The 13,729-nt window shown below is 62.7% G+C and carries 15 protein-coding genes; 12 read left to right on the forward strand and 3 right to left on the reverse strand.

The window, feature by feature from the left end:
• Window positions 1-30 precede the first annotated feature (30 nt).
• Window positions 31-1,983 carry an FAD-dependent oxidoreductase gene (locus DV532_RS13540; protein ID WP_056803770.1) on the forward strand — a complete coding sequence of 651 codons (1,953 nt, stop codon included), beginning with the start codon at window positions 31-33 and terminating at the stop codon, window positions 1,981-1,983.
• A 39-nt stretch (window positions 1,984-2,022) separates the two neighbouring features.
• On the forward strand, window positions 2,023-2,622 hold the full coding sequence (locus DV532_RS13545; protein WP_056803768.1) for a helix-turn-helix domain-containing protein: 600 nt from the start codon (window positions 2,023-2,025) through the stop codon (window positions 2,620-2,622).
• A gap of 94 nt (window positions 2,623-2,716) precedes the next feature.
• Here DV532_RS13545 and DV532_RS13550 read toward each other — a convergent pair whose 3' ends face one another.
• Window positions 2,717-3,328 carry an FMN-dependent NADH-azoreductase gene (locus tag DV532_RS13550; protein WP_049277030.1) on the reverse strand — a complete coding sequence of 204 codons (612 nt, stop codon included), beginning with the start codon at window positions 3,326-3,328 and terminating at the stop codon, window positions 2,717-2,719.
• 133 nt (window positions 3,329-3,461) lie between these two features.
• Between DV532_RS13550 and DV532_RS13555 the strand changes: the two genes are divergently transcribed.
• Window positions 3,462-4,364 carry a LysR substrate-binding domain-containing protein gene (locus tag DV532_RS13555; RefSeq protein ID WP_056803766.1) on the forward strand — a complete coding sequence of 301 codons (903 nt, stop codon included), beginning with the start codon at window positions 3,462-3,464 and terminating at the stop codon, window positions 4,362-4,364.
• Window positions 4,357-4,716: an MmcQ/YjbR family DNA-binding protein gene (locus DV532_RS13560; RefSeq protein WP_056803763.1), complete on the forward strand. Its 360-nt coding sequence runs from the start codon at window positions 4,357-4,359 to the stop codon at window positions 4,714-4,716. Before DV532_RS13555 ends, DV532_RS13560 begins: the two co-directional genes overlap by 8 nt.
• A gap of 97 nt (window positions 4,717-4,813) precedes the next feature.
• Here DV532_RS13560 and DV532_RS13565 read toward each other — a convergent pair whose 3' ends face one another.
• Together DV532_RS13565 and DV532_RS13570 are read right to left on the reverse strand one after the other, a co-directional pair.
• Window positions 4,814-5,227, reverse strand: a complete 414-nt coding sequence (locus DV532_RS13565) for a DUF1294 domain-containing protein (RefSeq protein WP_056803760.1) — start codon at window positions 5,225-5,227, stop codon at window positions 4,814-4,816.
• Window positions 5,220-6,050 carry an undecaprenyl-diphosphate phosphatase gene (locus DV532_RS13570; protein ID WP_056805360.1) on the reverse strand — a complete coding sequence of 277 codons (831 nt, stop codon included), beginning with the start codon at window positions 6,048-6,050 and terminating at the stop codon, window positions 5,220-5,222. The genes DV532_RS13565 and DV532_RS13570 overlap by 8 nt, the downstream gene beginning before the upstream one ends.
• A 299-nt stretch (window positions 6,051-6,349) precedes the next feature.
• Here DV532_RS13570 and mcpP point away from each other — a divergent pair, with 299 nt between their 5' ends.
• The 8 genes from mcpP (at window position 6,350) to DV532_RS13610 (ending at window position 13,699) form a co-directional block, all read left to right on the forward strand.
• The gene (gene mcpP, locus DV532_RS13575) at window positions 6,350-7,984 is read left to right on the forward strand and encodes a methyl-accepting chemotaxis protein McpP (RefSeq protein ID WP_056803757.1); all 1,635 of its coding nucleotides are present in this window, start codon (window positions 6,350-6,352) and stop codon (window positions 7,982-7,984) included.
• 134 nt (window positions 7,985-8,118) lie between these two features.
• Window positions 8,119-8,685 carry a nicotinamide riboside transporter PnuC gene (gene pnuC / locus DV532_RS13580; RefSeq protein ID WP_056803754.1) on the forward strand — a complete coding sequence of 189 codons (567 nt, stop codon included), beginning with the start codon at window positions 8,119-8,121 and terminating at the stop codon, window positions 8,683-8,685.
• Window positions 8,682-9,251, forward strand: a complete 570-nt coding sequence (locus DV532_RS13585) for an AAA family ATPase (RefSeq protein WP_056803752.1) — start codon at window positions 8,682-8,684, stop codon at window positions 9,249-9,251. Before pnuC ends, DV532_RS13585 begins: the two co-directional genes overlap by 4 nt.
• 297 nt (window positions 9,252-9,548) lie before the next feature.
• Window positions 9,549-9,983, forward strand: a complete 435-nt coding sequence (locus DV532_RS13590; RefSeq protein WP_056803749.1) for a hypothetical protein — start codon at window positions 9,549-9,551, stop codon at window positions 9,981-9,983.
• A 1-nt stretch (window position 9,984) separates the two neighbouring features.
• Window positions 9,985-10,563 carry a hypothetical protein gene (locus DV532_RS13595; RefSeq protein WP_056803747.1) on the forward strand — a complete coding sequence of 193 codons (579 nt, stop codon included), beginning with the start codon at window positions 9,985-9,987 and terminating at the stop codon, window positions 10,561-10,563.
• Window positions 10,564-10,614: 51 nt separating this feature from the next.
• Entirely contained in the window at window positions 10,615-12,159 is a 1,545-nt protein-coding gene (locus DV532_RS13600; RefSeq protein ID WP_056803744.1) for a hypothetical protein, read from the forward strand.
• Between the two features lie 62 nt (window positions 12,160-12,221).
• A complete protein-coding gene (locus DV532_RS13605) occupies window positions 12,222-12,902 on the forward strand; it encodes a C39 family peptidase (RefSeq protein WP_056803740.1) in 681 nt (226 codons plus the stop codon).
• A gap of 44 nt (window positions 12,903-12,946) precedes the next feature.
• Complete coding sequence (locus DV532_RS13610; protein ID WP_056803737.1) at window positions 12,947-13,699, forward strand: hypothetical protein; 753 nt, start codon at window positions 12,947-12,949, stop codon at window positions 13,697-13,699.
• The last annotated feature ends 30 nt before the right edge of the window (window positions 13,700-13,729 follow it).

Consider the following 13,729-nt stretch of genomic DNA (forward strand, 5'->3'; position numbering starts at 1 on the left):
ACAAGAACAACAACCACCGGAGCCGCGTGTATGCAAACCGCCTTCCCTCACTTGTTCGAAGCCTTGCAGATACGCGGCAAACGCTTGAAAAACCGCATCATGTCCACCGGGCACGACACTTGCCTGCCCACCGACAACCTGGTCAACGACAAGCTCATCGCCTACCAACGCGCCCGCGCCGCCGGTGGTGTCGGGCTGATCGTGCTGCAGGTGGCCGGTGTTCACGACAGCGCTCGCTACACTTCGCACGTGCTGATGGCCACCGACGATGCTTGCATCGATGGCTACCGCCAACTCGCCGAGGCCTGCCATGAGCACGGCACCGTGGTGCTGTCGCAGTTGTTCCACCCCGGGCGGGAGATCATGGAATCGGCGGACGGCTTGCTGGCGGTGGCCTACTCGGCGTCCTCGGTGCCCAATGAACGTTTTCGGGTGATGCCGCGCGCGCTGGACCAAGCGATGATTGCCGAGATTGTCCAGGGCTATGCCAGCGCTGCCCGACGGCTGCATCAGGCCGGGCTGGATGGCGTTGAAGTGGTGGCTAGCCATGGCTACCTGCCGGCGCAGTTCCTCAACCCTCGGGTAAACCAGCGCACCGATGGCTACAACGGCGAACTGCAACAGCGCTTGCGGTTCCTGCGCGAAGTGCTGGCCGCCGTACGCGCGGCCACCGACGAGCAGTTCATCATCGGCCTGCGCATCAGTGCCGACGAGCGCGATAGCCAGGGGCTGAGCGAGGACGAGTCGCTGGCCGCAGCGGTAGCCTTGCAAGGCCAGCTCGATTACCTGCACATCGTTGCCGGCACCTCGGCATCCCTGGGTGGCGCCGTACATATCGTGCCGCCCATGGCCATCGCGCCGGCATACCTGGCCAAAGAGGCTGCCACCTTCAAGCAGCAGCTGGGCATTCCCCTGTTCGTCACCGGGCGCATCAACCAGCCTCAGGAAGCCGAACTGATTCTCGCCCGCGGCCAGGCCGACGTTTGCGGCATGACCCGGGCGCTGATCTGCGACCCACTGATGCCGAGCAAGACCGAGCACGGCCAGGTAGAAGACGTCCGTGCCTGCATCGCCTGCAACCAGGCCTGCATCGGCCACTTCCACCGCGGCCTGGCCATTTCCTGCATCCAGCGGCCAGAAACCGGCCGCGAGTTGCAGTACGGGCAACTGATACCTACCAGCAGCCCCAAGCGCATTCTGGTGGCCGGCGGCGGCCCTGCCGGCATGAAGGCCGCCGCCGTGGCCGCCGCGCGCGGGCACCAGGTCACCCTGTACGAAGCCGGCCCGCAGCTCGGCGGCCAAGTGCTGTTGGCCCAGTTGCTGCCACGGCGCAGCGAGTTCGGTGGCGCCAGCACCAACCTACAGCGGGAAATGGCCTTGGCAGGTGTGGAGGTGGTGCGCAACACCCGGGTCGACCGCGCACTGGTCGAGCGTGAACGCCCCGACCTGGTGATAGCCGCCACCGGGGCTACCCCCTACTGGCCGGCCTTCGAGCGCAGCGGCCAGCTACAGGTGGTGGATGCTTGGCAAGTGCTGCGCAATGAAGCCCCACTCGGGCGTTCGGTGCTGGTGATCGACTGGCGCTGCGACTGGATCGGCCCCGGCATCGCCGAACGCCTGGTCCGCGAGGGGCACCAGGTACAGCTGGCGGTCAATGGCACCCACTGTGGCGAAAACCTGCCGCTGTACGTACGCGACCAACTGGCCGGCGAGCTGCATCGCCTGGGCATACCCATCACGCCGTATGCCCGCCTGTATGGCTGCGACGACAACACGGTATACCTACAGCACACCGCCAGCGGCGAGCCAATGATCTTCGACGGCATCGATACCCTGGTACTGTGCCTGGGCCATCAGCCGGAGGACCGCCTGGCCATCGAGCTGACCGGCTTGGTCGAGGTGCGCCGGGTTGGCGACTGCCTGGCGCCACGCACCGCCGAAGAAGCGATTCATGACGGCCTGACGGTTGCCTGGTCGCTCTGAGGCTGTCCATACTGCGGCTTTTCCGATGGACCGACGTGCATGAGCCAACTCCCCCCGCCCCCCGCCAGCGAAGCCGGGGGCGCCGCGCCGCAGTTTCTCGGCACCCGCATCCGCGGCCTGCGCAAACGCCGTGGCATGACCCTGGCAGAGTTGGCCGCGCACAGTGAGCTGACCGCTGGCTACATCAGCCAACTGGAGCGCAACCTCTCCTATCCGTCGATTCCGGCGCTGTTCAACATTGCCCGCAGCCTGGGCGTGACCATCCAGTGGTTCTTCGCCAGCGAGGCCACCACTGCGCCCGAGGACCAAGGCTATGTGGTACGCCGCAACAGCCGCCTAAGCGTGCATTACGAAGATGGCATCGTCGATCAACTGCTCACGCCGCAACCCAACCGCCAGCTGGAGATCCTGCACTCCCGCTTTCCCCCGGGGAGCTACAGCCAGCAGAGCTACAGCCATGACGGTGAAGAGGCTGGCTACATCCTCAGCGGCAGTTTCGAGCTGTGGGTGGGCGAACGGCATTTCCAGTTGGGCGAAGGCGACAGTTTCAGCTTCTCCAGCCAGGAACCGCACCGTTATGGCAACCCCGGCGAGGTGGATGCTGTGGTGATCTGGGTGATCACACCGCCGACATTCTGAAACCCACCCGCGCAGTGGGCGCGGCCCTTTTGCAACACAAGGCCGCTCCCATAAGGATCGCACAAGCTTTTATAGCTTGTGCAAGACAGCGGGGTCAGGCAGCTGCGAACAGCTCGTTGGCAATCTGCGCCTGGGCCGCATCAATTGCCTGGCTGCGGTGCTCAGGGCCATAAGCCAGCCCATGGGCGCGGACGATTTCCAAGTCGGTGACCCCGATGAAGCCCAAGAACACCTTGAGGAAGTCCTCATGCCCGGCGCCAGTCGGTTGGCCAGCGTGCAGGCCACCGGCAGTGGACACCAGCACCACTTTCTTGTTGCCGCACAGGCCTTCCGGGCCGGCCTCGGTGTAGCGGAAGGTCTTGCCGGCTACCGCGACGCGGTCGATCCAGGCCTTGAGCTGAGTCGGTACGGTGAAGTTGTACATCGGCGCACCGATCACTACGGCATCAGCGGCCAGGAACTCTTCCAGTGTTTCTGCGCTCAGCTTGGCTTCAAAAGCCTGGGCTGCGTCGCGCATGTCTTCCGGGGTGCCAGCCGCTACCAGGGTAGCCGCGGAGAAGTGAGCGATGGCGTCAGCAGCCAGGTCACGGTACACCACCTCCACGCTCGGGTCGGCAGCTTTCCAGGCTTCGACCACTTCACGGCTCAGCTGGCGGGAGGCGGAATTGTCGCCCAGGATGCTCGAATCGATATGCAACAGTTTCATGGGACTCTCCTGTGAATGACGACCGCGGTGTTGGGCGATCACGATGGAGTGAATCCTACCGACGCCACCAATGGCTGATAAGTCGGCAAAAATGCGCTAGTTTGTCCCATAGATAGAACAGTGAGACATTCCCATGCAGGACCTCAACGACCTTTTCTACTTTGCCCGCGTGGTCGAAGCCGGCGGTTTCGCCGCTGCCGGGCGCCAACTGGGCATCCCCAAGTCGCGCCTGTCACGGCGGATCGCCGAGCTTGAAGAACGCCTGGGTACTCGGCTGCTGCAGCGCACCACACGGCAGCTGAAGCTCACCGCCGTGGGTGAGCGCTACCTGCACCACTGCCAGGCCATGCTGCTGGAAGCCGAAGCCGCCGATGAAACCGTGGCCAGCATGAGCAGCGAACCGCGCGGGCGCTTGCGGGTGTCCTGCCCAGTGGCATTAGCCCACGCCTTCCTGCCGGATGTGATCAGCCGCTTTCTTGAGCAGTACCCGCTGGTGCAATTGGACATGGTGCTGCTCAACCGCCGGGTTGACCTGATTTCCGAAGGCATCGACGTGGCCCTGCGCGTGCGCGACCTGGGCGATGAAGACCCGGCCCTGGTCACCAGGCGCCTGCGCCAGGCACAGATGCAGCTGGTTGCCGCGCCCGGTTTCGCTGAGCACATCCGCGAGCCCAGCGAGCTGGCATCATTGCCGGTGCTCGGCGCAGCCGAGGCAGACCGCTTGGTACACTTGCGCCTGTTCGGCCCCCAGGGCAAACAGCAGGAAATCGCCCTGGAACCGCGCTTGGCCATCGATGATTTCGTAGTACGTAATGCAGCTGTACGGGCAGGCCTCGGGTTTACCGCGCTGCCCAGCATGTTCTGCGAAGAAGAGCTGCAACGCGGTGAGCTGGTGCGCCTGCTGCCAGACTGGTCGCTACCAGGCGGCTACCTGCAGGCGGTGTACCCACATCGGCGCGGGCTGCTGCCAGCGGTCAGGGTATGGATCGATCACCTGGCGGCGTCGTTCGAGGCCTGTGGAGAGCGTTATGTCTGAGCGGAACATGAGCGAAGCCCAGGTGGCGGCGTTTTGCCTGAGCCTGCCGGGTGCGCGGGAAGACTACAAATGGGGCGGCATCCGAGTGTTCTCGGTGGCGGGCAACAAGATGTTCGCGGTGCTCGACCTGGCGGGTGCGGGGCTGTCGTTCAAAGTGGCCGACGAGCTGTTTCTCGGTTACTGCGACCGCCCTGGGGTGCGGCCTGCGCCCTATCTGGCGCGGGCGCGGTGGATCAGCATGGCGCTGCCCTACCCTATGGGGCGCGATGAGCTGTGTGATTTGTTGCAGCGCTCGCATCAACTGGTAGTGCGGCGGTTGCCGAAGCGGCTGCAGGTGGGTTTGGTGCTCTAGGTCCAGTAGCGGCCTCTTCGCGGGCAAGCCCGCTCCTACATTCGGGCCATGCAGGTAGGAGCGGGTTTACCCACGAAGAGGCTGGCACAGCCAAAAATCAACCCAAAGGCAGATAACGCCCGTCGAGAAACAGCCAGTCGGCCCAGAACACCTGATGCATCAGCACAATTCCCCAGAACACCAGTTGGTACCACACCTTGCGGGTTTTGTGCCGAAACAGCTGCTGCGCCAGCAGGGCCCCCGGCCAACCGCCTAGCAGCTCACTGGCATGCAGCACTTTCTCGGGCGTACGCCAGGCCTGGGTACGTGCTTGCCGTTTATCCTGCCAATACAGCAACAGGCTGATCAGGCTCATTGCCGGGTACAACGCCAGCGGCCACCAGGCCTGGTCGGCCCAGGCCATGCGCGCTGCCCCCAGGCCCGGCAGCAGGCACAGCAGGCTCAACAGCAGCAGTTTCAGGCGCACATTGCGCACGCCCTCCATCCGCTGCCCGCGTGCTGCCTCAGCCATTTGCCGTCGCCCAGTCAACCCAGCCGAACTGCCAAGTCGCCAGAATCAGCAGGCCAAAGACAATGCGATACCAGGCAAACGCCGCGTAGCTGTGGTTGGCAATGAACTTGAGCAGTGCGCGCACCGCAATCATGGCAAAGATGAACGAGGTCACGAAGCCAATGGCAAACACCGGCAGGTCGCTGGGCTGGAACAGGTCACGGTACTTGTAGCCCGAGTACACCGCTGCACCGACCATGGTCGGCATTGCCAGGAAGAACGAGAACTCAGTCGCCGCCTTGCGCGACAAGCCAAACAGCAAACCACCGATAATGGTCGAACCTGAGCGCGATGTGCCCGGGATCATGGCCAAGCACTGGATGAAGCCGATTTTCAGCGCATGGCTCCAGCGCATGTCGTCCACATGGTCGACCTCCACGCGGTGCTCGCGGCGCTCGGCCCAGAGCATGATCACCCCGCCCACCACCAGGGCCGCCGCCACGGTGATCGGGTTGAACAGGTAGTGGTGAATCAGGTCAGCAAACAGCACACCTAGCACCACGGCCGGCATGAACGCCAACAGCAGGTTGCCGGTGAAGCGCCGCGCCTTGGGCTGGCTGGTCAGGCCGAAGACCACGTCGAAGATCTTGCCACGAAATTCCCACACCACCGCCAGGATCGCCGCAAGCTGAATAATGATGTTAAAAGCCATGGCCCGTTCGCCACCAAACCCGATCAGGTCGGCGACGATGATCTGGTGGCCGGTACTGGATATCGGTAGAAACTCCGTCAGCCCCTCGACCACGCCTAAGATGATTGCCTGGAAGGCAGTCCAAAAATCCATCATTCCCCCGATGGAGCGCTGCTCGCTGCAGGCCCCTTGTTCTTGATTTGCTTGAAGTTGCCGCACGCGGCCCGGCTGTTTTACAGCGACAGTTGGGCGCAACGCCAGTAGAAAAGTTCACGCCGCCTAAAGGTTTCATCTTGCGCGGCCGAAATCCTAGCAGAGCGCCTTTGCAATCGCCTTATACCAAGCGCTACAGACTATTGGGTATATAGCACTTAGCCATTAGTCGGGTGTGGGCCTGGGGCAAAGCATGCTTGGATGCACCTGAATAAAAAGAACAATGCGGGAGCTATGGGATGCAAACCCTGAGATCGATGTCTATCAGCCGTCGCCTGTGGCTGATCCTGGTGGTGGCGGTGGCGATGCAGGTGGTGTTGGGCCTGTTGATGCTGCGCCAGATCCACGGTGACCTGTACCAGGCCAAAGCGGAAAAAACCCGCCACGTGGTGCAAACCGCAGCCGGTGTGCTGGCCTATTACCAAGGCCTGGAGGCAAGCGGCACACTCAGCCGCGAGGCCGCCCAGCAACAGGCCCTGCAAGTGGTGCGCGCGCTGCGCTACGACCACGACGATTACTTCTGGATCAACGACCTGGGGCCGAAGATGATCATGCATCCGGCCAACCCCAAGCTCGACGGCCAGGACCTGTCGGCCATCCGCGACCCCGACGGGTTTGCCGTGTTCAACGAGATGGTCGGCCTGGCCCGTCAGCAAGACGCAGGGCCAGTCAACTACCGTTGGCCCAAGCCCGGTGCCAGCGAGCCGGTGGCCAAGACCTCTTATATCCAGCTGTTCAAGCCTTGGGGCTGGATTATCGGCTCGGGCGTTTACGTCGATGATGTACAAGCCGAATTCGCCCGCCAGTTGCGCGACGCCTCGCTGCTGGGCGTGGGCATTGCCGTGTTGATGGCGCTGGTGGTCCTGCTGATTGCCCGTAGCATCGCCCGCCCGTTGCAGGAGGCCGTGCAAGCCATGGGCAACATCGCCAGTGGCGAAAGCGACCTGACCCGGCGCCTGGACACCCATGGCCGTGATGAGATCAGCCACCTGGGCGCGCACTTCAACCGTTTCAACGGCAAGCTGCAAGGCGTGGTCGGCCAGTTGCAAGGGGCGGCGCACGCCCTGGCCCAGTCCGCCGGGCATGTGGGCGATAACGCCGGCGCCGCGCAACAGCACAGTGCCCAGCAATCGCTACAAATGGACCAGGTGGCCACGGCGGTCAACGAAGTGACGTACGCCGTGCAGGACGTGGCCAAGACCGCCGAGCAGGCCGCCGGGGAAATGCGCACCGCGCAACAGCAAGTGGCACACGGCCAGGAGGCCATTCACGGCAGCCTGGCGCAAATCGACCGGCTGTCGCTGACCATCGACCAGGCGGTGCAGGTGATCCGTGACCTAGCCGGGCACAGCACGCGCATCGGTGGCGTGCTCGACGTAATCCGCTCCATCGCCGAGCAGACCAACCTGCTGGCGCTGAACGCGGCCATCGAGGCGGCACGGGCCGGCGAGCAAGGCCGCGGCTTTGCCGTGGTCGCCGACGAGGTGCGCCTGCTGGCCCAGCGCACGGCGCAGTCGACGGCCGAGATCCACACCATGATCGAGCACCTGCAAAGCCAGTCGGATGCAGCGGTCAGGGCCATCGACACCAGCAGCGAGGCCTCGCGCCAAACCGTCGAACAAGCCCGCGAAGCGGGTGCCAGCCTGGATGCGATCAACCAAGCGCTGCACAACCTCACCGCATTGAATGCCTCCATTGCCAGCGCTACCTTGCAGCAGGCGCATGTGGTCGAGGAAATCAACCGCAATGTACTGGATACCGCCGGGTTGTCCCAGCAGACCGCCAATGCGGCGCGCCAGTCCAGTGATGCCGGGGTGGCGTTGGGGCAGTTGAGCGAAGAGCTGGAACAGTTGCTGCGCCAGTTCCGGGTGTAAAGCCAGCCGCCTGTGGGAGCGGGCTCGCCCGCTCCCACAGGATGGCATGTGCTTCTCACCTCTTGCGCCCTACTCCTTCTTCGAGCGACCCGCTACAATCGCGCCCCTCCCCCTGTAGTCTCCAAGGATCGCCGATGTCCGGCCTTGAACTCATCGCCGCCGTCCTCGGCGTCACCGCTGTCTGGCTAACGGTCAAGCAGAACGCCTGGTGCTGGCCGATCGGCTTGGTCATGGTGCTGATCTATGGCTGGCTGTTCTACGAGGTAAAGCTGTATTCAGGCATGCTGCTGCAACTGGCCTACGCCATCTTGCAGGTATACGGCTGGTGGCAATGGAAACGCCCCGGCCATGCAGCAGACGCCCGCCAGGTGTCGCGCCTGCAGCGCCCGGCATTGTTCACCGGCCTGGCCGCCGGGGCGCTACTGAGTGCGGCCTTGGGCACGGCCATGGCCAACTGGACCGATGCCGCCCTGCCCTGGCTGGACGCCACCCTGACCGGCTTCAGCCTGGTGGCGCAACTGTGGATGGCGCAGAAGCGCCTGCAGTGCTGGCCGCTGTGGGTGGTGGTGGACATCGTCTACGTCGGCCAATACCTGCACCAGCAGTTGTACTTCACCGCAGGCTTCTTTGCTGTGCTTACCCTGATTGCCGTGCGCGGCTGGCTGGAGTGGCGCCGTGACCCGGCGTTGGTGCGGCCATGAGTGCGCAACAGGCCATGAAAGTGCTGGTACTGTGCGGGCCGGAATCCAGCGGCAAAAGCTGGCTCAGCGGGGTGATCCAGGCGCATTTCGGCGGCGTGGTCGTGGCCGAGTACGTGCGCCACTTCATCGATCAGGAAGGCCGCGACACCTGCTACGCCGATGTGCCCACCATCGCCCGCGGCCAACTGGCCTGGGAAGACCACGCCCGCGAGCAGGCGCCGCCGCTGCTAATCCTCGACACCCACCTGCTCAGCAATATGCTCTGGAGCCAGGCCCTGTTCAATGATTGCCCGGCCTGGTTGGAACAGGCGTTGCTGGCGCGGCATTACCACCTGCACCTGTTGCTTAGCCCACAAGGCGTGGATTGGGTTGCCGATGGCCAGCGCAGCCAGCCCAAATTGGACGACCGCCAGCGCTTTTTCGACGACAGCCTGCTGTGGCTAAAACAGCATAAACAGGCGTACAAAATAATTGAGGGCAATTGGCCACAGCGCCAGTTGCTGGCCCTGCAAACAGTGTCTACGCTCCTTGATAGCTATACGCCAGCCCTGCCCTCCGACTGTTAACCTGCTGACACATCCCGGTGGGGCAGAACCCCCGAAAACGCGGGGCTTTCCCCCAACCCGGGGCCAGTGTCAAAGCGCTGAAACACCCCTGCAAAAACCTTTCCACTCAACGCCCCCGCTGCGTTTGGCGCCAACCTGCGTTCCTACCTGTTTCAAGGCTGAGACAGAATACGCCGCAGTTTGTCAGCCTTGCGCCTTAAGCCATTGATCTAAAAACCATTATCAAAAGCGGCACACCTTCTGCTCTCTCGTTCACATCGCTGAACAGGGCCAGCGCACAAAGAAGGAATTGCCGTCGTGAGGAAAACTGACAAAAGCCTGCATCACCTGTTGCTGGTGGGCTGTGTACTGGGTTCGTTGAGCCTGACGGCGCAGGCCGACAAAGGGATCATTATCATCACCCGCGACGTACAGACGCGCAACGCGACAGTACCGCCGCTGATTCCCGACCCGAACCCCACCACCGTCAATGCCAATCCGTCTGCCCACGTGCTCAAACAAACCAACGAGCTCAGCGATGGCGACTTCGCCAACATCAGCAGTGGCGCCGGCATCAGCAACCTGATCACCCAGCAGACCAACAACCTGGGCGGCAACCTCAACCAGACGCAATTGCCCAACCTTTCCGGTGGACGCGGCACAGGGTCAGGCAATGGCATCTCCAACATGGTCAACTCGAGCGTGCAGCGTGGGCTCGCCCCGCTGCAGATTCTGACCGGCGGAGGCAAGTGAGATGAAGCACACGCTGCTGATCCTGGCCACGCTGTGCAGTGCCTCAGCCTTCGCCCAATCCCTGGTGCCGGTGATCAACAACGCCGACATCGACAACTCCGGCAGCCACTATCAAGGCAACCTCTCGGTCAACCAAGCCGCGGGCGACCTACAGCAACAGGTGAACGCGCGGGCCATTGCCGTCGGGCCTGAAGCCAATGCCAGCACCCAAATACGGCAACGGCTGAATACCCCCGCCGACCCTGCCATGGACGCTCGTTCGAGTATCCAAGGCAATGCCTTCAGCAACGGCAGCGGCGCCTTGGGCGTCAACCAGAGCGCCGGTGCCAATACCCAGCAAGCCAACGCTCTGAGCATCAGCATTGGCGCTCAGCCGCAAAGCATCGACGACAGCGTCCTCATGCAACAGAACGTGGCGCTGCTCAACAACTCCGGTCCACCTGACACCCCAACCGGCAACCGCCAAGTCACTACCAGTGACCAGGCCTTCACCGGTAGCCGTGGGGTAATCCAGTTGAACCAGAGTGCCGGGGTGGGAAACCGAATGGCCAACACCTTGAGCATCCGGGTCGCGGATTGACCCAGGCAGTTAAGAACGACACTTAACCTAAATAGAGTACGGAGAATCACCATGAAACCCTCGATGGCAATCAAGCCTCTGGTTTTCGCAATTGCTGCGGTCATGGCTGTTGCTGTACAAGCTGATCAAAACGACCGGCGTGGCGGGCACCACAACGGTCACAACAACGGCCACCACACGCCGCCTCCAACCCGGATCCCGGTGAATGCCACTGCCAGAGCCATAGACAGCCAAAGCAGCACCAATAACCACATCACCAACCAAGGCACCCTCAACGAAGCCGAGATGAGCAGCTCGGCCACCGGCGCCAGCGGCAACGTGGGTGTCAACGTGGCGGCCGGTAACGGCAACCAGCAGGACAATGCCGCGGCCATTGCCAACGCATCGTCCGAGTCGAGCCTGGACAACAGCTTCGTGTTCGGCAGCGCCGAAGCCACCGCTGACGTTCGCCAGTTCAGCAACCGCAACCGCGTCGACAACTGGTCTACTCAGTCTTCGGCGGTCATGAGTGGCTCGGCCGATGGCGCAGAGGGCAATGTCGGCGTCAACATCGCTGGCGGCGACCTGAACCAGCAGAAAAACACCATGGCCATCGCCAACACCGGTGCCCCGCTGGGTAACGCCACGGCCACCGCCCGTGCCGATCAGAACGGCCCAGGCCTGACCGTGAACAACGGCGCCGACCGCACCTACCGGGTAGATACGCTGACCTTCACCACCACCAAAAGTGGTTCGAGCTCGCGTGAGGGTGCGTTCAACTCGTCCGATGACCGCAGCTCGTCCTCGAGCTTCAGCGTGGCGGGTGCACAAAGCGCCAGCAACAGCGGTTCCAGTGCCTGGAACTCGAGCGGTTCGAGCAGCATGAACGCCAGCGGCTCCAACAGCTCCAGCGCCAGCGGCTCGAACAGCTCGAGCGCCAGCGGCTCGAACAGCGCCAGTGCTAGCGGCTCCAACAGCTGGAATGCCAGCGGCTCGGTTGCCGGCAACGCCAGTTCGTCCAGCAGCTCCAGCCTGAATGCCACCCTGGCAGCCGCCGCCGATGCTAGCCGTACCGTGACCACCGATGACGGCCGTCGCGAACGCACTCGCACCGACAGCTTCGATGCCTCGCTCAACGCCTCGCTGAATGTGGACGTTGACCGGACTCGGGACAGTTCGTACGACGCATCGTTCGAGAAAGCATTCGACTCGTCGTTCGACAAGTCGCATGAGTCTTCCTATGACCGTACCCGCGACTCGTCGTACGACAAGACTCGCGACTCGGCCTACACGAAGTCTCGCGACTCGTCGTATGAAAAAGCTCACGAGTCGTCCTATGCCAATGCTTCGGAATCGGCGTATGAAAAGTCTGGCGAGCAATCGTCGCAATCTTCGAACGACGTGGCGAAGAGCTACAGCGAAAGCAGCGCCTACGACTTGAGCAATACCGTGTCCTTCCAAGTGCTGACCCCGACCGGCTGGGCCAACCCTGTTACCAACACTGCAACCCTTAGCGGTTCGGTGAACGGTGGCAGCGGCAACCTGGGCGTGAACGTGGCGGCCGGTGTGGGCAACCAGCAGAGCAACTCGCTGGCCATCTCCAACACCTCGTTCTGACCGCTGTGCTCGAGGCCCCCTTCGGGGGGCCTTTCTTCAACCGAACCGGAAGGCAACCGATCATGCGCATTATCGCCTTGGCGTTTTTGCTGTGCCTGGCCAGCGTGAGCGAAGCTGCACAAATGCCGCTGTCAGTCCTGCCGGGCGGCGGTGTGGTGTTCAAACCCCTGCAGAGCGTACGCGAGCGCAAGTTCGCCGATTTGGTGCAACAGAAAACCGACTTCAGCTGCGGCGCCGCCGCACTGGCCACCATCTTGCGCCAGGCCTACTGGCTGGATGTCGACGAACAACACATCATCGAAGGCATGCTGGCTCACGCCGACCAGGACTTGGTACGCACCCAAGGCTTCTCGATGCTCGACATGAAACGCTACGTGGAAAGCTTGGGGATGCGAGCCCGCGGCTACCGGGTAGCGGCCGATACCCTGCACAACGTGCGTATCCCGGTGGTGGTGCTGATGGATGTGCGCGGCTACAAACATTTCGTGGTCCTGCAGAAAGTCGACAAGGGTTGGGTGTATGTCGGCGACCCGGTGCTGGGCCACAAGCGCTACAAGGTCGAGGACTTCCTCAAAGGTTGGAACGGCATCATCTTCGCCGTCATCGGCCAGGGCTATGACAAGAACAATGTGTTGCTTGACCCGCCGCTGCCGCTAACCGCCAAAGGCCGAGTGAACAACTTTACGCCCGTCCAGGACGCAGAATTGCTGGACTTCGGTTTCATCAAAAGCGACTTCTTCTAACGACTCTGCTAACGATAAGGAGCACGACGCTCCGGGAGCACCCCATGAAGAATCCACTCTGGCTGGTAGTGGCTTGCCTGGCAGCCAGCCTGCCAACCCACGCAGAAACGTTCAAACCCATTGAACTGAAGGACCAGGAACTGGCGAACTTGCGTGGCCGCTACGTCATGCCGGGGCGCATCGTGAGTTTCGGCATTGTCATGTCCAGCACCTGGCAGAATGCCAAGGGCGACGTGATTGGCGCGACCAGCACGATGCAGATACAGCAGTCGACCATCAAACCGCAGTTCTATGTGTCGATGATTGACGAAAAAGGTAGCGGCAGCGCCTCGAGGGCGGCCGCTGCGCCCGGCACCGGGACCGTAACGGGTGGCAATGGGCTCAACACCGCCGAGGGCGTCACCCAGGTGGTGCGCGCCGCCGGCGACAACAACACCGCCTACAACAACGTCGACATCAATGTTACCAAGGCCAACCAGGCGCCTACCGTGCAGCCCCAGGGCCAGGCACTGGCTGCCGGCCAGACGCTGGTGGGCGAAAACGGCGCCGGCACGTTGAACGTGACCGCCAGCGGTGTGGGTGTGCAGTTCAACATCAATGCCGGCAACAACCAGGGCAGCAGCGTGCAACGCCTGGCCCAGGGCGGCCTGATGCAGAACACCACGCTGCTGGGCAACGGCAACCGGGTCAACAACGTCACTTCTCTCAACGTGGTCATGCGTGAAAGCGTGCCGACAGCCGCTTCACTGAACGGCAGCCTTGACCAGCTCAAAGGTCTTCGCACATTCGGATACTGATCTACGCTCAGTCTCATCAAAAGTAGTCGG

Origin of the sequence: Pseudomonas sp. Leaf58 (assembly GCF_003627215.1) — a bacterium.
Lineage (GTDB): Bacteria > Pseudomonadota > Gammaproteobacteria > Pseudomonadales > Pseudomonadaceae > Aquipseudomonas.